We start from the raw sequence: 26,567 nt of genomic DNA, 5'->3' as shown, positions 1-26,567 counted from the left end.
GCCTAGCCAAACGAGGTGGCAATGACGACAACTGCCGCGCGACCGGATATCACAGTCGCCGCCTGGCCGGACTGTGCACTGCGCCTGCTGCGTGACGGCGTCGAGGACGGTGCAACCTACATCGCCGAGGGCGGCTACCGTGCGCTTGCCGACGCCGACGCGTTCCTTCAGGAGGTGGAACGCAGCGGGCTGCTCGGGCGCGGGGGCGCGGGCTTCCCGCTGGGAGTCAAGCTGGCGTCGGTGCGCGCCGCCGCCGCCCGCCGCGGCCGGGACGCCGTAGTCGTCGCCAACGGCGAGGAGGGCGAACCGGCGTCGGTCAAGGATCGCTGGCTGCTGCGCAACCGCCCCCACCTGGTGCTCGACGGGCTGCGACTGGCGGCCGCGGCCGTGGCCGCCAGCCGCGCCTACGTCTACGTCTCCGACCCGGCGGCGGCCCGCAGTATCGAGCACGCGCTGGCCGAGGTCGGCACGGAAGTCTTTGCTGGGATGGCTATCAGCGTGTTCACCGTCGACGCGGGTTATGTGGCCGGTGAGGAGACCGCGGCGGTGCGGGCGATCAACGGCGGACCGGCCAAACCGACCGACAAGCCGCCGCGCCCCTACCAGCACGGGGTGGCGCAGCGACCGACACTGGTCTCCAATGTCGAGACGCTGGCGAACCTTCCGTATCTGCAGCAGCACGGCGCGGCGGCGTTCCGCTCGGCCGGGACCGCGTTGTCACCGGGAACGTTTCTGGCGACGGTGACCGGCGGTGGCCGGCCGCCCGTGCTCTACGAGCTGCCGCACGGTATCGCGGTCTCCGAACTGCTTCAGCTGCACGGGATTCCGCTCGACCAGGTCCGCGGGTTGCTGATGGGCGGCTACTTCTCCGGCCTGCTGAACCGCGAAGCGCTGGACGCCACGCTGGATCACGAGACCCTGCGTGCCGGCGGCAGCGGCCTGGGCTGCGGGGCGATGGCGGTGCTCACCGACGACTGCCCGGTCGCGGTGGCGGCTTCGGTGCTGGCCTATTTCGGGCGGGAGAACGCCGGCCAGTGCGGGTCGTGTTTCAACGGCACCGCCGCGCGGGCGGCGGTCGCCGAGGCGCTGCGCGATGGTGCCGCGACCGCGGAGGAGGTCGAGCGGCTGCAGCGCTGGGCCGGGGTGCTTCCCGGGCGCGGCGCCTGCGGCACGCTGGACGGCGCCACCAATGTGGCGGCGAGCCTGTTGATCCGCTTCCCGGAATCGGTGGCCGAGCACCTCGACGGCGCCTGTGCGACCTGCCGTGGCGGCGCCTTCCGGGCCGAACGTCCCTACGCGGTCGAGGAGGCGACGCCATGAAGGTCCGGCTGGATCGCACCATGTGCGACGGATTCGGGTTCTGCGCCAAACACGCACCGAAGTACTTCTCGCTGGACGACTGGGGCTATGCGTCCCTGACCGGCGACGGCACGGTGGACGAGGCAGACGAGCATGACGTCATGCGGGCCCTGCTGGACTGTCCGGTGCACGCCATCATCGAGATCGATGCGGAGGACGACGATGTATGAGAAGCCCCGTATGAGCGCACCGGGCCGACCACTGCCGGCGATCACCATCGAGAACGAATTCTTCTGGACCGCAGGCGCCGACGGGGTGTTGCGACTGCAGGAGTGCCGGGACTGCGCCGCGCTCATTCATCCGCCGCAACCGGTGTGCCGGTACTGCCACAGCACCGAGATGGGCGTGCGTGAGGTCTCCGGGCGGGCCACCTTGGCCGGTTTCACCATCAACCACCGGTTCAGCCTGCCCGGCATGCCGGCGCCCTACGTAGTGGCGCAGGTCGTGATCGACGAGGATCCGCGAGTTCGGCTGACCACCAACATCATCGACTGCGATCCGGACCAACTGGAACTCGGCCAGCAGGTGGAGGTTGTCTTCGAGAACATCGAGGACGTGTGGCTGCCGCTGTTCCGCCCGGTGCCGGACAGTCCGGAAATCAGACCGCTGCCCACCGACGAGATCGCCCCCGAGGACTTCGCGCAGCACGTGCGCCCGATGGCCAGCACCGAGAAATTCGAGGACAAGTCGGCGATCACCGGGATCGGCGCTTCACGACTGGGCCGTCGGCTCATGGTTGCACCGCTGGCGTTGACCGTGGAGGCATGCCAGGCGGCCGTCGCCGATGCCGGGCTGACCTTCGACGACATCGATGGGCTCTCAACGTATCCGAGCTTGGACGTAGCCGGCATGGGCGAAGGCGGCGTTACGGCGCTGGAGGGCGCGTTGGGATTGCGCCCGACATGGATCAACGGCGGCATGGACACCTTCGGGCCCGGCGGCTCTGTCATCGCCGCGATGATGGCCGTTGCCACCGGACTGGCTCGCCATGTGCTGTGTTTCCGAACCGTGTGGGAATCGACATTCAGCGAGCTGCTCAAGGCCGGTAAGGCCTCGCCGCCGGGCGGAAAGCGCACCACCGGCTGGCAGATTCCGTTCGGGGCCACCTCGGCGGCGCACACCTTGGCACTTAATGCCCAACGGCACTTCCACCGCTACGGCACCACCCGCGAGACGCTGGGCTGGATCGCGTTGAACCAGCGAGCCAACGCCGCGCTGAATCCGACAGCGATCTACCGCGACCCGATGAGCATGGACGACTATCTGTCCGCCCGGATGATCACCACCCCGTTCGGGCTCTACGACTGCGACGTCCCCTGCGACGGCGCCGTGGCGGTGATCGTCTCCGCGATCGACACAGCCCGCGATCTGGCCAAGCCACCGGTCCTGGTAGAGGCGGTCGGCACCCAGATCATCGAGCGCACCGACTGGGACCAAAGCACCTTGACCCACGAACCGCAGGTGCTGGGCCAGGCCGCGCACCTGTGGTCGCGGACCTCACTGCGTCCAGCCGATGTCGATGTCGCGGAACTCTACGACGGGTTCAGCTTCAACTGCCTGTCCTGGATTGAGGCGCTGGGTTTTTGCGGCATCGGCGAGTCCAAGAGCTTTCTGGACGGCGGCACCAACATCGCCCGGGACGGCGTGCTTCCGCTGAACACCCACGGCGGTCAGCTCTCCCATGGCCGCACTCACGGGATGGGGCTGATCCACGAAGCTGTCACCCAGTTGCGCGGCGAGGCGGGCAAGCGTCAGGTGGCCGGCGCCCGGGTCGCGGTGACGAGCAGCGGCGGGCTGACCCCCAGCGGGGTCATGTTGCTGCGGATGGACACATGAGCCCAGCAGTTCGCCCGCGCACGGTCAGCGCCGACGGCATCCCGATGTCGGCGCTGTTGGCCGAAGTTTCCGAGCCGCGCGCCGTCGTGGTCGCCCTGCACGGCGGCGGCACGACGTCGGCGTATTTCGACTGCCCGGGCCATCCGCACCTGTCCCTGCTGAGAGCCGGTGCCGCGCTGGGCTTCACGGTGGTCGCACTGGACCGCCCGGGGTACGGCGCTTCGGCGCTGTATCCGGAGTCGGTGGACGCCCCGGAGCAGCGCGTCCGGCTCGCCTACCGGGCGCTCGACCGGATCCTCGGCGATCGGGACCGGGGCGCCGGACTGTTCGTCCTGGGCCACTCCAACGGGTGCGAACTGGCGTTGCGGATGGCCGTCGATGAACGCGGCGACGAATTGCTCGGCCTGGAACTGGCCGGCACCGGGCTGCACTACCAGGCCGCCGCGCGCGACGTGCTGAGCAAGGCCGGTCCCGGCCAGCGACCGGTCGGCCTACGCGAACTGCTCTGGGAGCCGGCATCGTTGTATCCCGACGCGGTGCTGCGCGGAATCATCCACGCCTCTCCCGGTGCAAACTACGAGGCCGCCATGGTGGCCGCTTGGCCGCGCAGCGCCTTTCCGTCGCTGGCCGGCCAGGTGCACGTCCCGGTGCGCTTCACCTTCGCCGAACACGAGAAGATCTGGGCTGCCGACCCGGCCGCGCAACACGAGATCCGCGAAATCTTCACCGCCACACCGCGCTTCACCAGCAACGACGAGCCCGGGTCCGGGCACAATCTCAGCGTCGGTTTCGGTGCGCAGCGCTACCACGAGTCGGTGCTGGCATTCGTCGAGGAGTGCGCCGCAACCGCCGGCGCCGAACAGGATTCGGAGATCAGCTGATGCGCGTCGGTTTCATCGGACTGGGCAGTCAGGGCGCGCCGATGGCGCGACGCATCGTCGAGGGCGGCTATGCCATGACGCTGTGGGCTCGTCGGCCCGAGTCCCTCGAACCCTTCGCCGACACCACGGCCGCCGTCGCCGACACCCCTGCGGAGCTGGGCCGGGCCAGCGATCTGGTCTGCCTGTGCGTGGTCGGCGACGCCGACGTCGAGGAGGTGATCCACGGCGAGAATGGCGTATTGGCCGGGTTGCAGCCCGGCGGCATCATCGCGATCCACAGCACGGTACACCCCGACACCTGTCGCCGGTTGGCCGAACACTGTGCTGATCACGGCGTTTCGGTAATCGACGCACCGGTCAGCGGTGGTGGGCCGGCGGCCGAAGCCGGAACGCTGCTGGTGATGGTCGGCGGGGACGAGGACGTGGTGCAGAAGTGCCGGCCGGTGTTCGACACCTACGCCGACCCGGTCGTGCATCTCGGCGGGATCGGATCGGGGCAAGTAACCAAGTTGCTCAACAACCTGTTGTTCACCGCGAATCTGGGCACCGCCGCCACCGCTCTGGCGCTGGGCGAACAGCTCGGGGTGTCGGCGGGCCGACTCGCCGAGGTGGTGTGTCGCGGCAGTTCGAACAGTTTTGCGCTCAACAGCATCCGTGGCTCCGGTGGCAGCCTGGATCGTCTCGCCGGAATGGCCGGGGCGCTGTTGCGCAAGGACGTGCGACTGGTAGCCGATTTGGCGCAGCAGGCCGCGGCAATGCCCGGCGCGGTTCTCGACGCCGCCGACGCCGCACTGTCGCTGATGGATCATCCGCGATGATCGCGCGACTTTGGCGAATAACCTTCCGGCAGCTACCCGTATGTCTTACAGTTGGACCTACGGTCTGACGGCCGGTCACGGCGCTTTATCCAGCCGCTTCTTGCCGCTGAGGAGGATTCAATGACCAAGCCGAAGCTCGTCTTCGACCCGTTCTCCGAAGAGTATTTCAACGATCCGTTCGACATCTATCGGCGAATGCGCGCCGAAGCTCCCCTTTACTACAACGAGGAAGAGGACTTCTATGCGCTGAGCCGCCACGAAGACGTGGCGGCGGCGCTCAAGGACTTCGAGACCTATTCGTCGGCCCGCGGCTGCGACCTGGCGATGGTGCGGTCGAACGAACCCCCACAGAAGTCGATCATCTTCATGGACCCTCCGGATCACCGGCACATGCGCAGCCTGCTCAACAAGGCATTCACTCCCCGCGCGATGCAGGCGCAGCGCGAGACCATCATCGGGCAGGTCGAACGGTTCCTCGGCGCCGCGGACCCGGATCGCTTCGATGTGGTGCAGGACTTCTCCGGGCCGTTCCCGGTGGAGGTCATCACCAGGATGGTCGGGGTGCCCGACGAGTTCCGGCAGCAGGTGCGGCACTGGATGAACATCTCGCTGCACCACGAACCCGGGCAGATCGAAATAAGCGAAACAAACATGCAGGCCAACATCGATACTGCGATGTACTACTACGGGTTGGTCCAGGAGCGGCGGGTCAACCCGCAGGACGACATGCTCAGTAGGCTGATCGCCGCCGAGATCCCCGGCGAAGACGGTCAGCCGCGCCGGCTCGACGATATCGAGATCACCGGCTTCGCCGCGCTATTAGGGGGCGCGGGCGCCGAAACCGTCACCAAGCTCGTCGGAAACGCGGCGGTGCTCTTCGCCCGATACCCGGAGCAGTGGCGGAAACTGCTCGACGACCGCAGCAAGGTTCCCGCTGCCGTGGAGGAGCTACTGCGCTACGAAGGCCCGGTGCAGTACAACGTTCGCTACACCCTGAAGGAGGCGCACGTCAGCGGCGGCACCATCCCGGCGGGCAAGCCGGTGTTCTTGCTGAACGCCGCGGCGAACCGGGACCCGGAGGCATTCACCGACGCCGATACCTTCGATATCGATCGGGATCAGACCGAGGCACAACACCTCGGCCTCGGCTATGGGATCCACAGCTGCCTCGGAGCGGCCCTGGCCCGGATGGAGAGCACCATCGCGCTGGAGAGGTTGTTGGACTTCATGCCTCGCTACGAGGTGAATTGGGACGGCCTGCAACGGGTTCACATGCAAAACGTGGCCGGCTGGCAGAACGTTCCGGTCCGGGTCCTGCGGTAGGGGTATCAATGGCCAGACGACGGCAAGTGGTAGTCGATTACGGGCTGTGCGAGGCCAACGCGATCTGCATGGGCATCAACCCCGAGGTGTTCGACCTTGATGACCAGGACACCCTGCACATCCTCAAGCCGGACATCACCCCGGAGACCGAAAGCGATGTCCACGAAGCGGTCCGCAGGTGCCCCCGGCAGGCGCTGTCGATCGTCGAGGAAGGCGACTAGCGCGCCGGGAAGCCGGAGAGGATGACCGCGTTGCAGTCCGCGGCGGCCTGGCGCAGCTTCGCGGCCTGCTGGTAGCCCTCGGAGTGATACCAAGCCCGGGCGGCTTCCACCGATTCGAACTCCAAGACCACGGTCTGGTTGCCGTGCCAGTCGCCCTCTACCACCTCGGGCTGGGTCTCGACGGCCAGGATCGTCGCGCCACCCGAGGCCATCGTCGGCTGGGCGGCCTTACCGTAGGCGACCATGCCCGACGGGTCGTTGATGGCCTCGGTCAGAATGACATATCCCTTGGGCCCGTTGGACATCAGTTCTCCTCTTGCGAATCGGTGACTTCGTCGATGGCGTGTTCGGGGCACTGCTTGATGGCATCGCGAACCGCGTCCTCGAACTGCGGCGGCACCTCGTCGACGGTGACCTCCGAATACCCGTCGTCGTTGATGGCGAACACCTCGGGGCAGATCGTGGTGCAGATACCGTGCCCGGCACAGCGGTCCGGGTCGACCCAGGCCTTCATCGCGCGGCCTTCGCGGCGGGCGTGAACTCCAGGTTCAGATCGATCAGACCACGCAGGATGTAGGTCGGAATGTAGCTGAACCGCCGTGCGTCGGGCGGACCGTGCCGCTCTTCGGAGATGCTGATCTCGGCGGTGCGATCCAGCAGACGCTCGATCGCGATCCGGGTTTCGGCCCGGGCCAGCGGCGAACCGGGGCAGCTGTGGATGCCGCGTCCGAAAGTGATGTGCTGGCGGGCGTTGGTGCGGGCGGGATCGAAGGTGTCGGGGTCGGTGAAGCGGCGCGGATCCCGGTTCGCGCCGGCGCTGATCACCATCAGCGTTGTGCCGGCGGGGATGTCGACTCCGCCGACCTCCGTGTCGACCCGGGAGAGCCGGAAATCGCCCTTGACCGGGCTTTCGAAGCGCAGCACCTCTTCGATGAAGTTCGGGATCAGGCTGCGGTCGTCGCGCAGCCGCTGCTGAATCTCGGGCTGCTCCCCGATGATCCTGAGCGCGGAGCCGAGCAGGCGCACCGTGGTCTCCTGGCCGGCCGAATAGACGTTGGCGGCCACCCGGGCCACATCCATCGGGTCCGGGACGGAGCCGTCGGGGAAGGTCGCCTCGGCCATGCCGGTGAGTACGTCCTCGCGCGGCGTGCGGCGGCGATCAGCGATGTAGTCGGCGAAGGTGGCGTAGAGGAACTCCAGCGGACTGTGTGCCAGCGCTTTGGCATCGGTGCTGCCGATCCCGCCGCCGACGTTGTGATGCATGTTCTTGACGAACTCGTCCCGGTCCTCGTCGGGGACGCCCAGCAGGTCGGCGATGACCAGCAGGGTGAACGGCGCCGCGAAGCCGCCGATGAACTCACCGGCACCGGGCGCGAGGAATTCGTCGAGTACCGCATCGGCGAGCTCCCACATGGCGTCCTCGTTCTCCTTGAGGCGCTTGGGAGTGAGCAGCCGCATCAGCAACGCCCGATGGTTGGTGTGCGTCGGCGGGTCCAGCGTCGGCAGCTGGTCACTGAACGGCAGTTCATCGCGGTGCTTGTCGATCAGACCGGACACCGTCGCACCGCCCAGGTCACCGTCGAGTGGCACCGGGAAGCCGGGGAACGGGCCGGTTACCGCGATGCACGAGGAGAACACCTCGGCGTTGCCGGCCACCGCGCAGGCCTCTTCCCAACCGGTCACCATCATCACGTTGTGGTGCGGCTCCCGGGTGACCGGCGAGCGCTCCCGCAGTGCGCGCAGGTACGGGTAGGGATCGGCCACCACCGCGGCGTCCTGAAAGAAGTCAATCGTGTCTGGATCCATCACGAGCCGGCTGCACTCCCTCCAAGCAACACTCTCATATCCGAGAATGCGATTCTCACCTGTGGTCAACAGACTTTCACACGGGCGGGTGCCCGTCAACGTCGGCCCTGCTCAGCTGTTGGACCGCGCGGCGTCCATCAACGCGTTCGCCTGGCGGTCGCCGTGCTTGTGCTGGCTGAGCGCGCGAATCTGAACGTCGTGCCCCTCGGCGGCTTTGCGCAGCGCGCCCACAGTGGCCTGATCGCGGGCGATGTGGGCGAAGGGGTCGAACGAGTACCAGCGCATGGCGTTCTCGTGGGTCATCTTGTTGATCTCGGCATCGGTGGCGTTATTGGCCGACAACACGTTCCACAGCTCCTCGGGCGCGCCCGGCCACATCGAATCGCTGTGCGGGTAGTCGGCCTCCCAGGCGATGTTGTCGATGCCGATCTCGTGGCGAAGCTTGACCCCGACCGGGTCGGAGATGAAGCAGGTCAAAAAGTGCTCCCGGAACACTTCGGACGGAACCTTGCCGCCGAAATCCTGACCCGTCCAGACCGAGTGCATCTCGTAGGTGCGGTCCACCCGCTCCAGGAAGTACGGAATCCACCCGGTGCCGCCCTCAGACAGCGCGATCTTGAGATCCGGGTATTCCTTGATCGGCCGGGACCACAGCAGGTCGGCTGCCGCCTGGACGATGTTCATCGGCTGCAGGGTGATCATCACGTCCATCGGCGCATCGGGTGCGGTGATAGCCAGCTTTCCCGACGACCCGATGTGCACATTGAGCACGGTGTTGGTGTCACACAGCGCCCGCCACAACGGGTTCCAGTATTCATCGTGGAAGCTCGGGTATCCCATCGCCGCCGGGTTCTCGCTGAAGGTCAGGGCGTGCACGCCCTTCTTGGACACCCGCCGCACCTCCTCGGCACACTTCTCGGCGTCCCAGATCACCGGCAGCGCCATCGGGATGAAGCGCGCGGGATACGCCCCGCACCACTCGTCAATGTGCCAGTCGTTGTAGGCCCGCACCAGCGCCAACGAGAAGTCCGGGTCGTCGGTGGCGAACAGCCGGCCGGCGAAGCCGGGGAACGACGGAAAGCAAATCGAGCCCAGGATGCCGCCGGCGTTCATGTCCTTGACCCGCTCGTCGACGTTGTAGCACCCGGGGCGAATCTCATCCAGGCCTTGGGGCTCCAGGCCGTACTCCTCCTTGGGACGCCCCGCGACCGCATTGAGCGCGACATTGGGGATCACCACGTCGCGGAACTGCCAGGTGTCGGAGCCGTCGGCGTTGTGCACCAGCCGCGGCGCGTCATCGAGGTACTTGCGCGGAAGGTGATTGGCGAACATGTCCGGCGGCTCAACGGTGTGGTCATCGACGCTGACCAGAATCATGTCGTCCTTGTTCACGGCCATCCTCCGATCCGGGCCGGCGCGGCCGGCCGACCCCACGACGTCTCTAATGAAAACTAGCTTCCCGTTTTCGGAGAATCAACCTTCTGGGCAATCCGGCGGTTCGGGACGCCCGCGCGGTCAGGCGACACCCGAGAAACAGCCCTCCGCGCGGTCCTACCTGCATCGACGGCGCAGTGTTGACCAATCGCGGGAAACATGGAAATCTGTTGGTCAAATATGAGAATGTGATTCTCGCATGCGAGGAGGAACGATGCGCTTGACTCCGCTGTCGGCGTCCCAGTGGGACGACGAGGAGGTTCAGCGTGCTCTCGCCCAGGTGCTGACCGCGGATCGGCGCAACTCGCGCGACGCCGGCTCAGCGATGACCATGCTGGTCCATCATCCGAAGCTGGCCAGGGCGTTCCTCAAGTTCAACGTTGAGCTGCTCTACCGCGGGACGCTCCCCGGCCACTTGCGCGAACTCGCGATCCTGCGCACCGCTCACCGCCGCGGCTGCGAATACGAGTGGGTTCACCACATCACGATCGGCAAGCAAGCCGGCCTCACCGACTCCGACATCGAAGACCTGCAGCACGGCGCCGGCCGCGACGAACTGCACCAGGCGGTGGTCAACGCCGCCGACGAACTCGACGAGGCCTCGCGGCTGTCCCCCGCCACCGAGGCCGTCCTCACCGAACACCTGGACGAGCACCAACTGATGGAACTCGTCTTCACGGTCGGCTGCTACAGCATGTTGGCCATGGCCTTCAACACTTTTGGCGTTGAACTCGATGAAGAACCCGAATCAGGGAGGTAATTTCCGTGGCACATTTCCCCAAGCCGGCGGCCGGTAGCTGGACGCAGGCCTATCCCGAACTCGGCACTGAGCCGGTCGATTACACCGACTCGTTCGACCCGGCGCATTTCGCCGACGAGCAGGAGGCGATCTTCAAGCGCACCTGGCTACAGGTCGGGCGAGTCGAGCGGCTGCCCAAGACCGGCAGCTACTTCACCCGGGAACTGCCCTCGGTGTGCAAGGGCACCTCGATCATCGTCGTCAAGGGCAAGGACGGCGTGGTCCGGGCGTTCCACAACATCTGCCGCCACCGCGGAAACAAGTTGGTGTGGAACGACTTCCCCAACGAGGAGACCGAGGGCACCTGCCGCCAGTTCACCTGCAAGTACCACGCCTGGCGCTACAGCCTGGACGGCGACCTCACCTTCATCCAGCAAGAGGGCGAATTCTTCGACGTCGACAAGAGCCAGTACGGCCTGGTCCCGGTGCGCTGCGAGGTCTGGGAAGGTTTCATCTTCGTCAACTTCGACGACAACGCCGGCCCGCTCAACGAATACCTCGGTCCGCTGGCCAAGGGCCTCGAGGGCTACCCGTTCGGCGAGATGACCGAGGTCTACTCGTACAAGTCCGAGATCGGCAGCAACTGGAAGTTGTTCCTCGACGCGTTCGTGGAGTTCTACCACGCACCGATCCTGCACCAGGGCCAGTACACCAAGGAAGAAGCCGCCAAGATCCAGAAATTCGGCTACGAAGCGCTGCACTACGAGCTGGCCGGACCACACAGCCTGCAATCAACGTGGGGTGGTCAGTCGCCGCCGGCCGACCTCAACATGGTCAAGCCGTTGGACCGGGCGCTGCGCAGCGGACTGTTCGGCCCTTGGGACAAGCCGGATCTCATTGCCGACCTCAAGGAATTGCCACCGTCGGTGAACATCAAGCGAGTGCCGCAGTGGGGCATCGACTCGTTCGTGTTCTTCCCCAACTTCATGATTCTGATCTGGGAGCCGGGCTGGTACCTGACCTACCAGTACTGGCCGACCGCTGCCGACAAGCACACCTTCGAAGCAAGCCTGTACTTCGTGCCGCCGCGCAATGCCCGGGAACGTCTGGCTCAGGAACTGGCCGCGGTGACCTTCAAGGAGTACGCGCTGCAGGATGCCAACACCCTGGAAGCAACCCAGACCATGATCGGCACCAAGGTCGTGGACAACTTCTTGCTGTGCGACCAGGAGGTCCTGATTCGACACCTGCACAAGACCGCCCGTGACTACGTATCCGAGTACAAGACCAAGGAGCACGCCAATGGCGCTACCGTCTGACTTCGCTGACCTGCAGCCCTACGCCGACTGGGCGCTGGCGACCGAACCGGAGCGCTACGCCAAACGGCTGGCCTCCACCATGCCGCAGATGCAGGAGTTCTACGACGCGGCGTTCGGGCGACTCGAGGACGCCATCACCTACTTGGACAAGTTCGATCTGAATGACCTGCCCGACGACGCGCGGTCGTTGATGCACCTCATGCAGTCGCTGGTGATGGTTTCCTTCCCGATCGAGGCCTGGAAGCAGCCGCGCGTGCCGGACAGCGGCGCGGCCTGGATCGACTGCATCAAGGAACCGGTCGTCTAAAGGTGCTGACGCTCAAGGCAGCCGGGCTGCTCGACGTCGACTCCGGTGAGATCATCCGGCCCGGGGTCATCCGGGTCGAGGGCGACAAGATCGTCGGCATCGGCGGATCCCCGGCGTCCGGTTCGGACGACGAGGTGCTGGATCTGGGCGACCTGATCCTGCTGCCCGGGCTGATGGACATGGAAGTCAACCTGCTGATGGGCGGCCGGGGTGAGAACCCCGGCCTGTCCCAGGTGCAGGATGATCCACCGACCCGGGTGCTGCGTGCGGTGGGCAATGCGCGCCGCACGCTGCGGGCCGGCTTCACCACGGTGCGCAACCTCGGGTTGTTCGTCAAGACCGGCGGGTACCTGCTCGACGTCGCACTGGGCAAGGCGATCGACGCCGGCTGGATCGAAGGCCCGCGGGTGGTGCCGGCCGGCCACGCGATCACCCCGACCGGGGGCCACCTGGATCCGACGATGTTCGCGGGTTTCATGCCGGGCGTATTGGAGCTGACCATCGAGGAGGGCATCGCCAACGGCGTCGACGAGATCCGCAAGGCGGTCCGCTACCAGATCAAGCACGGCGCGCAGCTGATCAAGGTGTGCTGCTCGGGCGGTGTGATGTCGTTGACCGGAGAGGCCGGCGCTCAACACTATTCGGACGAAGAGCTGCGCGTCATCGTCGACGAGGCGCACCGGCGCGGCCTGCGGGTGGCGGCGCACACCCACGGCGCCGAAGCGGTCAAACACGCGGTCGCCTGCGGGATCGACTGCATCGAACACGGGTTCCTGATGGACGACGAGGCGATCGCCATGCTCGTCGAGCACGACCGCTTCCTGGTCACCACCCGGCGCCTGGCCGAGGCGATGGACGTCTCCAAGGCCCCACCCGAACTACAGGCCAAGGCGGCCGAGATGTTCCCCAAGGCCCGCACCTCGATCAAGGCCGCCTACGAGGCGGGGGTCAAGATCGCCGTCGGCACCGATGCGCCGGCGATCCCGCACGGCCGCAACGCCGACGAACTGGTCACCCTGGTCGACTGGGGCATGCCGCCCGCCGCGGTGCTCAAGGCGGCTACGGTGACGGCGGCCGAGCTGATCAACGCCGCCGACCGCGGCCGGCTGGCCCAGGGACTACTCGCCGACATCATCGGGGTGCCGGGAGATCCGTTGTCCGACATCAGCGTTACCCAGAACGTGAGGTTCGTCATGAAAGGCGGTCAAGTGTATGTCAACAAGAACTGACGAGCTCGTCGAGATCCAGCAACTACTCGCCCGCTACGCGGTGACGATCACCCAGGGCGACATCGACGGGCTGGTGGGGGTGTTCACCCCGGACGGCACCTACAGTGCTTTCGGCGAGACCTATTCGCTGGACCGGTTTCCGGTGCTGGTCGACGCCGCCCCCAAGGGCTTGTTCCTGACCGGAACCCCGGTGATCGAGTTGGACGGCGACACCGCGACCGGCACCCAACCGCTGTGCTTCATCGACCACGCCAGCCACGACATGCGGATCGGCTACTACAACGACACCTATGTGCGCACCGCGGACGGTTGGCGGTTGAAGACCCGGGCGATGACGTTCATCCGCCGCAGCGGCGTACACGACTCCGGCCGGCCGCACGCGATCGGTCGCCCGTCATCGAAATGAATGTCTCTGAATTCCAAGCAGATCTGCGCGCATGGCTCGACGACAACGACCTGACCCCGGGTGCGGATCACTCCCTGGAAGCCCACATCAAACAGTTCGGCCGGGTCTGCGCCGCGCTGTATGACGCCGACTGGATGCGGTACGGCTGGCCGGTCGAGGCCGGCGGCCTGGGGGGTCCGGTGATGCTGCGGGCGGTCGTCGGTGAAGAGGTCGTCGGCCGCGGGCTCGCCGAGCCGGGCCCCTACTCGATGCTGGAAGTGCTGGCGCCGACCATGATCGACTATGCGCCGCCGGAACTCGCCGCGGAGATGGTGCCCCGGTTGCTCTCCGGCCGCGAACTCTGGTGCCAGGGCTTCTCCGAGCCGGGCTCCGGCAGCGATTTGGCATCGCTGTCCACCCGCGCCACCCCCGACGGCGACAACTGGATAATCAAGGGCCAGAAAGTCTGGACCAGCTTCGCCCAGTATTCGACGCGCTGCGTCCTGCTGACCCGCACCGCTCCCGGACATGACGGCATCACCGCGTTCTTCGTCGACATGGACACCCCCGGCATCACCGTGCGCCCGCTGCGGACGATGCACGGCGTGGACGAGTTCTGCGAGGTCTACTTCGACGACGTGGTGGTCCCCGCCGAGCGCATGCTCGGCAAGCCCGGCGACGGCTGGCGGCTGGCGATGGATCTGCTGCCCTTCGAGCGCTCCACCTGCTTCTGGCAGCGAATCGCCTACCTGTACTCGCGGATGGATCGACTCATCGCCGAGACGACCGAGACCGATGATGCCGAGTTGGGCGAGGCCTACCTCGCACTGCACACGCTGCGCTGCCGGTCCCGCGCCACCCAGCACCGGCTGGACGGCGGCACCCGGCTGGGCCCGGACACCTCGATCGACAAGGTGCTGCTGGCCACCGCCGAACAGAAGCTCTTCGATACGGCGCGCGGCATGTTGCCGGGCGCCATCGAGCTCAACGATTCATCCTGGCGCACCGAGTTTCTTTACTCCCGCGCGGCGACCATCTACGGCGGCACCTCGGAGATCCAGCGCAACATCATCGCCCGCCGACTGCTCGACCTCGGGAAGGAATGACGATGGCCACCGGGATGGACACCGCTTCGGTCGCTCTGCTGGAAGACGCCCTGCGCAAGACCATGGCCTCGTGCTCCGGCGCCGAGCTGGACCAGGCCCTCGCCGAACTGGGTTGGGCCGAAATGCTTTCCGAGGATCCGGACCTGGCCATTCCGCTGGTGTTCCGGCTGCTCGGCGAAACCGGGGCACACGCCTCGGTGCTCAACGACGTGATACTGGAGACCATCGGCGGCCTGCCCGGCGGTACTCCCCCCATGCCCTACGCCGGCGGCAGCTGGGTGATCTGGGAACGGAGGGAAGGCGAGGGCAATCCCGGCGATCCCGTTCTTGGCGGGCTGCCACTGCGCGTAGTGCCCGGCGGGGAACTGATGCGCGTGGGTGAGGCACAGCGCGCGCTGGGCTGGTGGCTGGTCGGCTCGGCGCGGGCAATGCTGGCGCTGGCCCGCCAGCACGCGCTGGACCGGGAGCAGTTCGGTAAGCCGATCGCCTCCTTCCAGGCCGTCCGGCACCGGCTCGCCGAAACCCTGGTCGCCATCGAGGGCGCCGAGGCCACCCTCACCGTGCCCGTCAGCGAAAGCCCGGACCTGACCTCCATGCTGGCCAAAGCCGCCGCCGGCAAGGCCGCGGTGACCGCGGCCACGCACTGCCAGCAGGTGCTCGGCGGCGTCGGATTCACCGCGGAACACGAGCTGCACCGCCACATCGAGCGCGTGCTGGTGCTGGACGGATTGCTCGGCAGCGCCCGGGAATTGACCCGCCGGGTCGGCGGCGGACTGCGCGCCCGCCGCTCGGCGCCGCGACTGGTCAATCTCTAGCCTCGAGCGCTGGTTTTACCGCGGGAGCCCGAGCACCCGCTGCGCGATGATGTTGCGCTGGATTTCCGAGGTGCCGCCGGCGATCGTCCCGGAGAAGCTGCGCAGGTAGCGATCGAACCAGCTCGAGGTCGCGTAGTCCTCGTTCATCGGCGTGTAGGTCCCCGAGTTGGCCGGATGCGTCAGGCCGCTGCTGCCGGCCGCGTCGAGCGCGTGCTCGGCGGCGGACTGCACCGCCTCGGAGCCCAGCAGTTTGAGCACCGAGAGCGCCGGGACGTCCTGCTCGCCGCGAGCCGCCTGCGCCAAGGCCACCGAGCCGAGCAGCCCCAGCGCCTGGTTGTCCATCAACAAGGTGGCGAAGCGGTCGCGGTTGAGCGCACCGACCGGCCGCAGGTCATGGATCAGGTCGCGCAGCCGGTCGGCGAAGCTCATCCACAGCAGGGTGCGTTCGTGTCCGAGTGAGCCGTTGGCCACTCCCCAGCCGCCGTTGAGCGGACCCACCAGGTTCTCGGCGGGCACCTGGACATCGGTGAAGAAGACCTCATTGAAATCGACGTCGTCGTGGCCGCATGCCGAGGCGAAGGGCCGTCGCACTACTCCCGGGGCGTCGGTCGGTATCAGCAGCACGCTGATGCCCTTGTGCTTCGGGGCATCCGGGTCGGTGCGGACGAACGTCAACAGTACGTCGGCGTCGTGGGCACCCGAGGTCCACACCTTCTGGCCGTTGACCACGAAGTGGTCGCCGGTCAGCACCGCGCGGGTCTGCAATCCGGCCAGATCCGAGCCCGCGCCGGGCTCGCTCATGCCCAAGGAGGCGGTGATCTCGGCCCGCAGGATGGGAACGGCCCACCGCCGCTTCTGCTCCTCGGTGCCGAACGACAGCAGGGACGCCGCGATGATGCCGACCCCTTGCGGGTTGAAGCTGGGGTAGATCCGCCGGCGGGAGAGCTCCTCGGAGTGCACGTACTGCTGCAGAATGCTGGCGTTGCGGCCGCCGAATTCGGGCGCGTTGCCGGGCAGCAGCCAGCCGTTGTCGAACAACAGGCGTTGCCAGCGCCGCGCCCATTCCGGGACGTGCGAGCACGACCGGGACCGCTCGAGCGCCTCGGCTTCGGTCGGCAGGTGCTCGTCGAGGAACGCCGAGAACTCGGCGCGGAAACTCTCGACGTCGGCATCAAAGGTGAGTTGCACCGGCACTCCTCGACTCGTGCGCCCGGGGTCTTCCGCTGGCGGACCGGCTCGGATCTTGCGAGTCCGCTTCCATAGACGCACCGATGAGAATATCATTCTCGAATGGAGAAGTTGCGATCTCTGAATCGTCATCCCCTAGTCGGTGGCCTGCGGCGCCGGCAGGTTACCGTCCAGTACAGTTGCGCTGTGCCTCGCCTACCGCACACCAGGCCGGAGCGCCGGTGACCAGCCCGAGCGAAGAACCCGCCTGGAAGCAGCGCGCGGTCGAACGCTCGATCAAAACCGCGAAAATTCGTGCGGCCCAACGTGTCCAGCGCTTTTTGGATGCTGCGCAGTCAATCATCATCGAAAAGGGCAGCACCGACTTCACCGTCCAGGAAGTCGTCGACCGCTCGCGGCAGTCGCTGCGCAGCTTCTACCTGCAGTTCGACGGCAAGCACGAGTTGCTGCTGGCGCTCTTCGAGGACGCCCTGAGCCGAGCGGCCGAACAGATCCGCGCCGCGACGGCGAACTATCCCGACCCGCTGGAACGCCTCAAGGTCGCGGTCGAGCTGCTGTTCGAGTCGTCCCGCCCGGACCCTGCCGCCAAACGGCCGCTGTTCACCGATTTCGCCCCGAGCCTGCTGCTGACCCACCCCGCCGAGGTCAAGGTCGCCCACACCCCGCTGTTGGCGTTGCTCGCCGAGCTGACCGAGCAGGCGGCGGCCGCCGGGCAGCTGCGCGCCGGCCCCAACCCCAGGCGGGTGGCCGCGATGATCATGCAGACGGTCATGTTCAACGCCCAATCCAGCCCGGCCTCAACGGATCCGGCGGTCAAGCCGCTGACCGCTGACGAGGTCTGGGACTTCTGCGCACACGGCTTCGCGCGCAGCTGAGCGGCCGCCCCCGCACGCCCGTCGGCGCCGCCGCTGATGCCGTCCGGCGGCCCCGAGACTATCTTTCCCCGACGCTGCTTCGCGGCGCACCGCCAACCCTGGACTTCCCATGCCGAAACGCATAACCTCATTCTGCAAACGTAATTATCGCTGAATGAGAAGGTGATTATCCATGTCGGTGCGCACGGTGTTGGACGACATTCGGAAGGTCCCCGGCACCGGTGACGTGATTCCGATCATCGACCCGGCCACCGAAGAACAGCTCACCGAGTTCACCGACTGCGGTCCCGAAGCCGTCAACGACGCCGTCGCCCGCGCCAAGGCCACCGCCGAATCCGGGGTGTGGTCGCAGATGGCCGACTACGACCGGGCCAAAGTGCTGTGGCGGATCGCCGACCTGATCGACGAGAACGCCGAGATCCTGGCCGAACTCGAGTCGGTCAACGCGGGCATCCCCGCTTCCCAGGCCGCGATCATCACCAAGGTCGGATCGGAGTGGTTCCGCTACTACGCCGGCTGGTGCACCAAGATCGACGGGATCGCCCGCGACGTCAACACCGGCGGCCTGACCGGCATCGAGTCACATCAGCACGTCTACACGCTGCGCGAGCCCTACGGCGTGGTGGGGCTGATCTTCCCGTGGAACGGTCCGGTCTTCAACTTCTGCGCCAAGCTGGCCCCGTCGCTGGCCGCCGGCTGCAGCAGCGTCGTCAAGCCCGCCGAGGAGACCCCGCTGTCTGCGCTGGTCTTGAACCGGATCCTGTCCGAAGCCGGAGTGCCCGACGGCGTGGTCAACATGGTGCTCGGCTACGGCCACACCGCCGGCGCGGCGATCACCGCCCATCCCGACGTCGAGAAGGTCGCCTTCACCGGATCGACCGAAGTCGGCCGGGAGATCGTGAAAGCCTCGGCCGCAACCAATCTCAACAAGGTGACCCTGGAACTCGGCGGAAAGTCGCCGGTGCTGATCTACGACGACGCCGACCTGGACATGGCCATCACCATGGCGGCGTTCGGCACCTTCGTGCACTCCGGGCAGGCCTGCGTCTGCGGGTCGCGCATCTTCGCCCAGCGCGGCGTCTACGAGCGCGTCGTGGAGGGCATCGCCAACATGGCCAACAGCATGCAGCTCGGCGGCCCCAACGACGACGGCGTCATGGTCGGGCCGCTGATCAGCCAGAAACAGCTCACCCGGGTGCTGGGCTATCTGGAGCAGGGCAAGGCCGACGGCAATGAGCTCGTCACCGGCGGGCACCGGCTGGACCGCAAGGGCTACTTCGTACATCCCACCGTCGTCACCGGCGTCGACCCCGACTCCAGCCGGCTGTTCCAAGAGGAGATCTTCGGGCCGGTCGTCACGATCCTGCCGTTCGATGACGACGACGAGGCAATCGCGTTGGCCAACAACAGCACCTACGGTCTGGCCGCCACCGCGTGGACGTCCAACCTGGGCCGGGCCCACCGGCTGGCCAAGCGGCTCAAGGCCGGAACGGTTGGCCTGAACTGCCAGATGCAGTTCGACCACTCGATGCCGTTCGGCGGCTACAAGCAGTCCGGCTGGGGCTACGAGTCCGGCAAGGCCGGCATTGAAACCTACCTCCAGACGAAGATCGTCTGGGCGCAGATGTAGCGAAGGCCGAGAACACGAGGTGATGCACATGCCCACTGTCCCTTACCGAATCGTCCAATGGACCACCGGAAACGTCGGGAAGAGCTCCGTCCGGGCGATCGCGGCCAATCCGGATTACGAGCTCGTCGGGCTCTTCGCGTGGTCGGACGACAAGGTCGGTCACGACGTCGGCGAGCTGGCCGGCATCGACCCGCTCGGCGTCGCGGCCACCAACGACACCGCGGCGCTGCTGGCGCTGAAACCCGACTGTGTCGTCTACAACCCGATGTGGATCAACGTCGGCGAACTGGTCGAGATCCTTTCGGCGGGCGTCAATGTCGTGACGTCGGCATCGTTCATCACCGGCCGCAATCTCGGCGAGGATCGAGCCCGGCTCGACGAAGCGTGCCGCAAGGGCGGGTCCACCCTGTTCGGTTCCGGGGTCAGTCCCGGCTTCGCCGAGCTGCTGGCGATCGTGGCGGCCACGGCCTGCGACCGGATCGACAAGATCACCATCACCGAATCGGCCGACACCACGCTGTATGACTCCCCCGACACCGAGCGTCCGGTCGGCTTCGGCGTCGCGATCGACGACCCGGAGCTGGCGCCGATGGCCGCCAAGGGCACCGCGGTGTTCGCCGAGGCGGTGCAGCTGGTCGCCGACGCGATCGGCGTCGAGCTCGACGAGATCACCTGCGTCTCCGAGTATGCGCAGACCACCGAAGATCTGCCGATGGCGTCGTGGACCATCCCGGCGGGCCATGTCGCGGGGGTGTTCGCCAGCTGGCGGGGAATCGCAGGCGGCGAGACCGTGGTCGACATCAACGTGCGGTGGCGCAAAGGCCAGACGCTGCAGCCGGATTGGGAGATGGACGGCGACGGCTGGAAGATCACCATCGACGGCCGCCCGACGGTGAACATGCAGGTCGGCTTCACCCCGCCACCGGACATGATCGCCGCCGCCAAGTCCATCGACGATTTCTTCGAGCTCGGCCACATCATGACCGCGATGCCGCCGATCAACGCCATTCCGGCCGTGGTGGCCGCCGAGCCCGGCATCGCCACCTACAACGATCTGCCGCTTCCGCTGCCGCGCTGGTCGGCCCGCAACCGGTCGTAGAACTACTCGCCGCCGGGCGAGAGCAGCCGCTCGGCCGCCGAGTACGGGTCATCGCTTCCATCGACGACCAACTCGGCGAGCCGGTGCAGCGCCGGGTGGGTCCGCAGCCGGGTCTGGGCCAGCGACAGGATCTGTGACCGCGCCCGTGCCAGCCGGCGCTCCCGGCTGTCGGCGCGGTGGTGGGCCTCGATGGTGTCCACCAGCTCACCGACCCCCTCGCCTCGCGCGGCGATCAGCGTGAGAATCGGTGCGCCGGTGTGCTTCAGCTCGACCCGCAGCTCGCGGACGGTCTGCTGGGCACCCTCGCGGTCGGCCTTGTTGACCACCACGATGTCGGCCACCTCCAGCAAGCCGGCCTTGGCGGCCTGGACCGCGTCGCCGGCACCGGGATTGAGCACGACGACCGTCGGGTCAGCGATCGCGGCGATCTCGATCTCGGATTGGCCCACCCCGACCGTCTCCAGCAGCAGCACGTCGTAACCGAGTCCGGCCAGCAACTGAAGGGCCGCGGGCACCGCTTCGGCCAGACCGCCGAGGTGGCCGCGGGAGGCCACCGACCGGATCAGCACCGCCGGATCGTTGATGTGCGCGGCCATACGGATGCGATCGCCGAGCAGCGCGCCGCCGCTGTAGGGCGAGGACGGGTCGACGGCGAGCACCCCGACCCGCAGCCCGCGTTCCCGATACGCCCCGACCAGTGCGGCGATCGTGGTGGACTTGCCCGCGCCCGGCGGCCCGGTCACCCCGATGACCCGGGTGGTGGCCGGCCCGACGGCGGACAGCACCTCGACCCGCCGGCCGCTTTCGACCAGGCTGAGCAGCCGCCCCGTCGCCCGGACAGATCCGTCACGCGCGGCGGCGAGCAACTCGGCGATCGTCATCGCAGCATCAGTTCTTGTTCGCGGTGAGCCGATCGATGATGTTGTTGAAGTCCTCGGTCTTGAACGACTGGTCTTCGGCCATGTTCGCGAAATCCAGGGTGGCCAGCACCGAACGCTCCAGGTGGATGTTGAGCAGCCGTTTGGTGCTCTCGACTGCCTGTCGGGGCAGTTCGGCGATGCGCTTGGCGCACGAGATCGCTTCGGCCAGTGGGTCTTTTACGACGTGGTTGGCCAGGCCGAGCTCCGCCGCCCGCGCGGCCGGGATGCGGGCCCCGGTCAGCGCGTACTCCTTGGCGTGCAGCAGGCTCATCTGCAGCGGCCAGGTCAGCGGGCCGCCGTCGGCGGCGACCAGACCCACCTGCACGTGCGGGTCGGCGAGATAGGCGGATTCGGCCATGTAGACGATGTCGCTGAGTGCCACCAGGCTGCAACCCAGCCCGACGGCGGGACCGTTGACCGCGGCAATGACCGGTTTGCGGCAGCGGGCCATACCCAGCACGATCTCACGGCCGTGCAGGATCGTCTTGGCGCGCATCTTCTCGTCGCCGCGCAGCTCGTCGAGGTAGGCGAAGTCGCCGCCGGCCGAGAATGCCCGGCCACTGCCGGTGATCACCGCCGCTCGGGCGTCGTGGTCTTCGTCCAACTGCGCCCAGATCTTCGCCAAGCCGGTGTGCAACGCGTCGTTGACGGCGTTGAGTGCGTCAGGGCGGTTGAGCGTGATGATCCGCAGCGGGCCGTCGGCGCGCACGTCGATTTCGTCAGGAAGGTCATACATTTCAAACTCCTTCAATAGTCGTGATCCGCTTCACCCGGGCTTCGCCCGCGTTCGCGATCACTCCCTAAATCCCAGGATTCGGCCGGCAATGATGTTCTTCTGGATCTGCGAGGTCCCGCCCATGACACTCTGGGCCCGACTGTAAAGATAGGCGCTGAGCAGGTCGGGATCGTCGACACCGCCGACCGCCAGCGCGGCGTGGCCCACCGACTGCTCCACCCAGGTCATCAGCAACTTGTCCAGCGAGCCTTCCGGTCCGTGCGAGAGCCCGTCGAGCTGTTCGGAGAGCCGACGGCGCACATGCAATCGCAGCATCTCTGTTTCCACTGCCGCCCAGGCTAATTCCTCCGGAACATCGCCCCCGGCACCCTCGACGCGCGTCGCCATCTGGCGGACCAGCTTGCCGTAGCGGGCGGAGTACCCCAGGGTGGACGGCTCGCGCTCATGGCCGACCACCGTCATCGCCAGCGCCCAGCCCTCCCCCGGCGCGCCGACCATCTGACTCGCCGGGACGGTGGCACCGTCGAAGAGCACCTGCCCGAATTCGGTGGTGACGCCGTTGATCATCTTCAGCGGCCGCTGTTCGATGCCGGGCTGGTGCATGGAGATGATGAACGCCGAGATACCGCGGTGCCTCGGGGCTTCCTTGTCGGTGCGGGCCAGCAGCAGACACCAGTCGGCGACGTCGGAGTAGCTGGTCCAGATCTTGTGTCCGTGAATGACGTAGTTGTCGCCGTCGCGGGTCGCGGTGGTGGTCAGCGACGCCAGATCCGAGCCGGCTCCGGGTTCGGAGAAGCCCTGGCACCAGCGCTGGGTGCCGTCGATCATGCCGGGCAGGAATCGTTGCTGTAGTTCGGGACTCGCGTGCCGGCCCAGTCCGACGACCAGGTAGCCCAGGCTCGGGCGCGGCGCAGCACCGGCGGCCGCCAGCTCCTCGTCGATGATCACGTCATAGACCGGCGGCAGCTCCTGGCCGCCGTATTCGCGCGGCCAGGACACCCCGAAGAATCCGGCGCCGTAGAGAGCCTGATGCCATTCGCCTTGGCGCGCCCAGTACTCGTCGTCGCCGGCGGCGGGGAAGGTGCCGGCCCGCTCGCTCAGCCAGGCCCGAAGCCTGCTGCGGAACTCGGCTTCGGCGGGCGAGTCACGAAAGTCCATCAGCGATCTCCCTAATCGTCACGGGCCACAGGGCCGTCGAGGTCAGTGCCCGCCGCAGGTACACGTGCGCCAGGCATTCCCAGGTGTTGCCGATACCGCCGTGCACCTGAATCGCGGTCTCGCAGACCGTCCGAGCGCTGCGGGCGCAATAGATCTTGGCGATACGGGCGGCGCGCACCGCCTCGGCCGCCTCGGCTTCGTCGACCGCCCAGGCGGCGTGGCGCAGCACGCTCACCGAGCCTTCGATCAGCGCCAGCCCTTCGGCGAGCAGGTGGGCGATCGCCTGAAAGCTCCCGATGGGTTTGCCGTACTGCTCCCGAATCTTGGCGTAGTCGCACGCCACGGCGTGTGCGCCGCGCGCGGTGCCGACCAGATCGGCGGCGGTCGTCGCCAGTGCCAGCGCCTGCCAGCGCAACGCGTCCTCGGCGCCGAGCTCGCCGGTCTGCTGCAGCGCACCGGCCAGGTCGGCCCCGGTTCGGGTCAGGTCGGCACCGCTGCGCGGGGCACCGACCGGGGCGGTCAGCACCGCGTGCTCGCGCAGCGTCACGGCGCGCGCGGCGCCGCGGGCGTCGATCGCAACCTCGTCGAACGCGACGGTGGTCGGCCCTTCCCCCAGGGGTACGTGCCGGCTCAGATCGTCGGCGAGCACCGGCCCGAGCAACGGCACGTCGACCAGGCCGCGCCCGAACTCCTCGGCGACGATCACCACCTCCACCCCCGACGCGCCGTCGGAGCGCAGCGAACGCCAACCGGTCTGGGCGACAGCCTTTTCCAAGCGTGCCAGCCGAGCCGCGTCGTCGAGCTCGGCAACCGAGCCCGGCCCCAAATCGTCGGCGAGTTTCGCTGCGGCATCCCGCAGTTGGCGCTGCTCAGCATTCAGCCGGACATCCATAGGCGCTCCTTCAATAGTCGACGCAACAGCTTTCCGGACGGCAGCCGGGGAATCTCGGGCACGACCACCACCCGGCTGAGTCGTTTGTAGGACGCCAGACGCTCACCCACCAGCGCCGCAAGCTCGGCTTCGTCGACCGGCGCGCGCAGGGCCACCACCGCGACGACGGCCTCTCCGCCGGCGGCATCGGGCACCCCGAACACGCCGCAGTCGACCACCGCCGGATGCTCGTGCAGCACCGCCTCGATCTCGGCGGGAGCGACCTGGAAGCCGCGCACCTTGATCATCTCCTTGCAGCGGTCGGTGATCCGCAACCAGCCGCCGGCGTCCAGATAGCCGATGTCACCGGTGTGAAACCAGCCGTCGCGCACCACTTCTGCGGTCGCGTCGTCGGGAAGGTAACCGGCCATCAGTGAATCGGAGCGGGCGCGGATCTCACCTGCGACGCCGGGCGGCAGCGGCTCGCCGCTCTCCACATCGACCACTTCCAGCTCGACCCCGGGCACCGGCCGCCCGACGGTGTCGAGGCGCGCGGTATCGGTCGGACCGCAGGCGAGCACCGGCAGTTCGCTGGTGCCGTAGGCCGGCACCCAGCCGACCCCGGTGCGCCGGGTGACCTCCTCGGCGACCGCCGCGGTGACCGGGGTGGCGCCCCACATGATGAAACGCAGCGACGACAGGTCGAACGCCTCCAGGTCCGGATGCCCGGCGATGGCCAGCGCGATCGGTGCGACCGCCATCTCCACGGTGATCCGGTCTTCGCCGATCGTTGCCAACATCACGTCGATGTCGAAACGGCGATGCAGGCGCACCCGCGCCCCGACACTCAACGCGGTCAGGATGTTGAGCAGACCGAGGATGTGCGACGGCGGCGTCGCGACCTGGATCCGGTCGTCGGCGGTCAGTCCCAGCGCATCGCGCCAGTGCCGCACCGCGGCGGCAAGCGAGGCGTGGGTGTGCCGCACGGCTTTGGGCAGCCCGGTGGTGCCGGAGCTGAACACCAGCAGTGCGTCAGCGCCGGGATCGGCCGGCGACGGCCCGGCGGCCGGGGCGGCAGAGACCGGTTCGTCCAGGTGCCGCATCGGCATCAGCTCGGCGAGCACCGGATGGTCGCCGAGCGCGTGGCCGGGTTCGGCCAGGGCCAGGGCGTGCGCCACCTCGTCGCGCTTCCAGGCGGGGCTGATCAGGGCGGCGACCGCCCCCAGCCCCCAGATGGCGCGCACGGCGATGACGAACTCGGGCCGGTTCGACGCCATCAGTGCCACCCGGTCGCCGGGGCGGACACCGTCGGCGGCCAGGGCGGCTGCCAGCGCATCGGCGCGTGCGCCGAGCTCCGGCAACGGCCACTGCCGGTCCTCGAACGCGAGCACCGCCGTGGATGGCGCAGGCAACCCAGACAACATTTGAGAAGATCCTATCGGTTTGAGAGAATAGTATTCTCTGTAACGAAGAACGCAAACCGGAAGGGGTGGTCATGGCGGTCACTCATGTTTTCCAGCGGGCAACCGTGACCCGCATCGTCAAAGAGACCTCCGACGCGTACACGTTCGTGCTGGCGCCGCACCAGACTCCGTTCGCCTACCGAGCCGGCCAGTACGCGACGTTTCAGGTCAACGTCGGCGGCGAGGAGCTCTACCGGTCCTACTCGATGTCGAGTGCGCCGGAGACTGACTCCGAGCTGATGACCACAGTCAAGCGGGTCCCCGGCGGGAAGGTGTCGAACTGGCTGCTGGACAACGTCGCCGAAGGCGACGAACTGACCATGACCCGCGCGGCCGGCACCTTCTGCCTGGATTCCTCGGACGCTCCGCTGCTGGGCTTCTCCGGCGGCAGCGGGATCACCCCGATCCTGTCGCTGGCCAAGAGTGCGCTGGCCGGCACCGAGCGCACTGTGCGGCTGCTCTGTGCCGACCGGGACTCCTCGTCGGCGATCTTCGACGATGCGCTCAGCGAGCTCGCTGACCGCTACCCGGGCCGGCTCTCGGTGCAGCGCCACCGCGACGACACCGACGGACTGCTGGATGCGGCCGCCGTCGCCGCGTTCGTCGGCGACGACACCGGCGCCGACTGCTACCTGTGTGGCCCGGAGGGCTTCATGGCGGTGGTGCGGGGGAACTGGCCGGGACCGGGCCGGCTGTTCGTCGAGGACTTCGACACCACGGCTACACCGGAGACGCCGGCTACCGAAAGCTCGAGCGACATCGCGGCCGAGGTGAGCGGGACGGTGACGATTCACCTGGGGCGCAAGCAGGCGTCGGTGCCCCGGGTCGCCGGCGAGACCCTGCTGCAAAGCGCCCGGCGGGCCGGGCTGGCGCCGCCGTTCTCCTGCGAGGCCGGCAACTGCGGAACCTGCATCGCCCACATCAGCGAGGGCTGCGCGAAGATGATCGCCAACACCGCGCTCGACGACGACGAGGTCGCCGACGGCTACATCCTGACCTGCCAGGGCGTGCCCGAAGGCGGCTCGATCACCGTGCACTACGAGTGATTT

General features: G+C 67.5%; 28 protein-coding genes. 18 read left to right on the top strand and 10 right to left on the bottom strand.

Features of this window, described 5'->3' with window-relative positions; all coding sequences use genetic code 11:
* The first annotated feature begins 21 nt into the window (after positions 1-21).
* The 7 genes from A5771_RS06280 to A5771_RS06250 all read left to right on the top strand — a co-directional run bounded on the left by A5771_RS06280 (position 22) and on the right by A5771_RS06250 (position 6,438).
* Positions 22-1,320, top strand: coding sequence for an NADH-ubiquinone oxidoreductase-F iron-sulfur binding region domain-containing protein (locus A5771_RS06280; RefSeq protein WP_064854333.1), 1,299 nt, complete (start codon positions 22-24; stop codon positions 1,318-1,320).
* Positions 1,317-1,529 (top strand): ferredoxin, encoded by a 213-nt coding sequence (locus A5771_RS06275; protein WP_064854332.1) that lies wholly within the window; start codon positions 1,317-1,319, stop codon positions 1,527-1,529. The genes A5771_RS06280 and A5771_RS06275 overlap by 4 nt, the downstream gene beginning before the upstream one ends.
* Before the next feature lie 10 nt (positions 1,530-1,539).
* On the top strand, positions 1,540-3,195 hold the full coding sequence (locus A5771_RS06270; RefSeq protein WP_064854331.1) for a thiolase C-terminal domain-containing protein: 1,656 nt from the start codon (positions 1,540-1,542) through the stop codon (positions 3,193-3,195).
* A complete protein-coding gene (locus tag A5771_RS06265) occupies positions 3,192-4,076 on the top strand; it encodes an alpha/beta hydrolase (protein WP_064854330.1) in 885 nt (294 codons plus the stop codon). The genes A5771_RS06270 and A5771_RS06265 overlap by 4 nt, the downstream gene beginning before the upstream one ends.
* Positions 4,076-4,894, top strand: coding sequence for an NAD(P)-dependent oxidoreductase (locus tag A5771_RS06260; protein ID WP_064854329.1), 819 nt, complete (start codon positions 4,076-4,078; stop codon positions 4,892-4,894). The genes A5771_RS06265 and A5771_RS06260 overlap by 1 nt, the downstream gene beginning before the upstream one ends.
* Positions 4,895-5,014: 120 nt before the next feature.
* The gene (locus A5771_RS06255; protein WP_064854328.1) at positions 5,015-6,217 is read left to right on the top strand and encodes a cytochrome P450; all 1,203 of its coding nucleotides are present in this window, start codon (positions 5,015-5,017) and stop codon (positions 6,215-6,217) included.
* A gap of 8 nt (positions 6,218-6,225) precedes the next feature.
* Positions 6,226-6,438: a ferredoxin gene (locus tag A5771_RS06250; protein WP_064854327.1), complete on the top strand. Its 213-nt coding sequence runs from the start codon at positions 6,226-6,228 to the stop codon at positions 6,436-6,438.
* Here the strand turns inward: A5771_RS06250 and A5771_RS06245 are convergent.
* From A5771_RS06245 to A5771_RS06230, 4 genes are all read right to left on the bottom strand, one after another.
* Positions 6,435-6,743 (bottom strand): DUF1330 domain-containing protein, encoded by a 309-nt coding sequence (locus tag A5771_RS06245; RefSeq protein ID WP_064854326.1) that lies wholly within the window; start codon positions 6,741-6,743, stop codon positions 6,435-6,437. The two genes, A5771_RS06250 and A5771_RS06245, sit on opposite strands and share 4 nt — an antisense overlap.
* Positions 6,743-6,952: a ferredoxin gene (locus tag A5771_RS06240; RefSeq protein ID WP_064854325.1), complete on the bottom strand. Its 210-nt coding sequence runs from the start codon at positions 6,950-6,952 to the stop codon at positions 6,743-6,745. Before A5771_RS06240 ends, A5771_RS06245 begins: the two co-directional genes overlap by 1 nt.
* Positions 6,949-8,244, bottom strand: coding sequence for a cytochrome P450 (locus A5771_RS06235; protein ID WP_064854324.1), 1,296 nt, complete (start codon positions 8,242-8,244; stop codon positions 6,949-6,951). Before A5771_RS06235 ends, A5771_RS06240 begins: the two co-directional genes overlap by 4 nt.
* A 111-nt stretch (positions 8,245-8,355) precedes the next feature.
* A complete protein-coding gene (locus A5771_RS06230; protein ID WP_064854413.1) occupies positions 8,356-9,636 on the bottom strand; it encodes an amidohydrolase family protein in 1,281 nt (426 codons plus the stop codon).
* Between the two features lie 256 nt (positions 9,637-9,892).
* Here A5771_RS06230 and A5771_RS06225 point away from each other — a divergent pair, with 256 nt between their 5' ends.
* From A5771_RS06225 to A5771_RS06195, 7 genes are read left to right on the top strand one after another with little or no spacing between them, the layout of a single operon-like run.
* Positions 9,893-10,438: a carboxymuconolactone decarboxylase family protein gene (locus A5771_RS06225; protein WP_064854323.1), complete on the top strand. Its 546-nt coding sequence runs from the start codon at positions 9,893-9,895 to the stop codon at positions 10,436-10,438.
* 5 nt (positions 10,439-10,443) lie between these two features.
* Entirely contained in the window at positions 10,444-11,736 is a 1,293-nt protein-coding gene (locus tag A5771_RS06220; RefSeq protein WP_064854322.1) for an aromatic ring-hydroxylating oxygenase subunit alpha, read from the top strand.
* Positions 11,720-12,043: a hypothetical protein gene (locus A5771_RS06215; RefSeq protein WP_064854321.1), complete on the top strand. Its 324-nt coding sequence runs from the start codon at positions 11,720-11,722 to the stop codon at positions 12,041-12,043. Before A5771_RS06220 ends, A5771_RS06215 begins: the two co-directional genes overlap by 17 nt.
* A 2-nt stretch (positions 12,044-12,045) precedes the next feature.
* Positions 12,046-13,272: a metal-dependent hydrolase family protein gene (locus tag A5771_RS06210; protein ID WP_064854320.1), complete on the top strand. Its 1,227-nt coding sequence runs from the start codon at positions 12,046-12,048 to the stop codon at positions 13,270-13,272.
* Positions 13,256-13,678 carry a nuclear transport factor 2 family protein gene (locus A5771_RS06205; RefSeq protein WP_064854319.1) on the top strand — a complete coding sequence of 141 codons (423 nt, stop codon included), beginning with the start codon at positions 13,256-13,258 and terminating at the stop codon, positions 13,676-13,678. The genes A5771_RS06210 and A5771_RS06205 overlap by 17 nt, the downstream gene beginning before the upstream one ends.
* Positions 13,675-14,763 carry an acyl-CoA dehydrogenase family protein gene (locus tag A5771_RS06200; RefSeq protein WP_064854318.1) on the top strand — a complete coding sequence of 363 codons (1,089 nt, stop codon included), beginning with the start codon at positions 13,675-13,677 and terminating at the stop codon, positions 14,761-14,763. The genes A5771_RS06205 and A5771_RS06200 overlap by 4 nt, the downstream gene beginning before the upstream one ends.
* Positions 14,760-15,578, top strand: coding sequence for an acyl-CoA dehydrogenase family protein (locus A5771_RS06195; protein ID WP_064854317.1), 819 nt, complete (start codon positions 14,760-14,762; stop codon positions 15,576-15,578). The genes A5771_RS06200 and A5771_RS06195 overlap by 4 nt, the downstream gene beginning before the upstream one ends.
* A 15-nt stretch (positions 15,579-15,593) precedes the next feature.
* Here the strand turns inward: A5771_RS06195 and A5771_RS06190 are convergent, their stop codons facing one another.
* Entirely contained in the window at positions 15,594-16,766 is a 1,173-nt protein-coding gene (locus A5771_RS06190; RefSeq protein WP_064854412.1) for an acyl-CoA dehydrogenase family protein, read from the bottom strand.
* 221 nt (positions 16,767-16,987) lie between these two features.
* Here A5771_RS06190 and A5771_RS06185 point away from each other — a divergent pair, with 221 nt between their 5' ends.
* The 3 genes from A5771_RS06185 to A5771_RS06175 all read left to right on the top strand — a co-directional run bounded on the left by A5771_RS06185 (position 16,988) and on the right by A5771_RS06175 (position 20,370).
* Positions 16,988-17,641, top strand: coding sequence for a TetR/AcrR family transcriptional regulator (locus tag A5771_RS06185; protein WP_109401044.1), 654 nt, complete (start codon positions 16,988-16,990; stop codon positions 17,639-17,641).
* Between the two features lie 172 nt (positions 17,642-17,813).
* Entirely contained in the window at positions 17,814-19,271 is a 1,458-nt protein-coding gene (locus A5771_RS06180) for an aldehyde dehydrogenase family protein (RefSeq protein WP_064854315.1), read from the top strand.
* Between the two features lie 28 nt (positions 19,272-19,299).
* Positions 19,300-20,370 (top strand): NAD(P)H-dependent amine dehydrogenase family protein, encoded by a 1,071-nt coding sequence (locus A5771_RS06175; protein ID WP_064854411.1) that lies wholly within the window; start codon positions 19,300-19,302, stop codon positions 20,368-20,370.
* Between the two features lie 2 nt (positions 20,371-20,372).
* Here the strand turns inward: A5771_RS06175 and meaB are convergent, their stop codons facing one another.
* Genes meaB through A5771_RS06150 form a run of 5 tightly spaced genes read right to left on the bottom strand, consistent with a single transcriptional unit; the run spans position 20,373 to position 25,479 of the window.
* A complete protein-coding gene (meaB, locus tag A5771_RS06170; RefSeq protein WP_064854314.1) occupies positions 20,373-21,251 on the bottom strand; it encodes a methylmalonyl Co-A mutase-associated GTPase MeaB in 879 nt (292 codons plus the stop codon).
* A 7-nt stretch (positions 21,252-21,258) separates the two neighbouring features.
* On the bottom strand, positions 21,259-22,026 hold the full coding sequence (locus A5771_RS06165; RefSeq protein WP_064854313.1) for an enoyl-CoA hydratase/isomerase family protein: 768 nt from the start codon (positions 22,024-22,026) through the stop codon (positions 21,259-21,261).
* A 57-nt stretch (positions 22,027-22,083) separates the two neighbouring features.
* A complete protein-coding gene (locus tag A5771_RS06160; protein WP_064854312.1) occupies positions 22,084-23,184 on the bottom strand; it encodes an acyl-CoA dehydrogenase family protein in 1,101 nt (366 codons plus the stop codon).
* The gene (locus tag A5771_RS06155; RefSeq protein ID WP_064854311.1) at positions 23,171-24,076 is read right to left on the bottom strand and encodes an acyl-CoA dehydrogenase family protein; all 906 of its coding nucleotides are present in this window, start codon (positions 24,074-24,076) and stop codon (positions 23,171-23,173) included. Before A5771_RS06155 ends, A5771_RS06160 begins: the two co-directional genes overlap by 14 nt.
* Positions 24,061-25,479 (bottom strand): class I adenylate-forming enzyme family protein, encoded by a 1,419-nt coding sequence (locus A5771_RS06150; RefSeq protein ID WP_064854310.1) that lies wholly within the window; start codon positions 25,477-25,479, stop codon positions 24,061-24,063. The genes A5771_RS06155 and A5771_RS06150 overlap by 16 nt, the downstream gene beginning before the upstream one ends.
* A 71-nt stretch (positions 25,480-25,550) precedes the next feature.
* Here A5771_RS06150 and A5771_RS06145 point away from each other — a divergent pair, with 71 nt between their 5' ends.
* Positions 25,551-26,564, top strand: a complete 1,014-nt coding sequence (locus tag A5771_RS06145) for a ferredoxin--NADP reductase (RefSeq protein WP_064854410.1) — start codon at positions 25,551-25,553, stop codon at positions 26,562-26,564.
* The last annotated feature ends 3 nt before the right edge of the window (positions 26,565-26,567 follow it).

Source organism: Mycolicibacter sinensis, assembly GCF_001667375.1.
Taxonomy (GTDB): Bacteria; Actinomycetota; Actinomycetes; order Mycobacteriales; family Mycobacteriaceae; genus Mycobacterium; species Mycobacterium sinense_A.
Note: the sequence above shows the minus strand (reverse complement) of the source record. Positions and strands in the feature narration are given on the sequence as shown.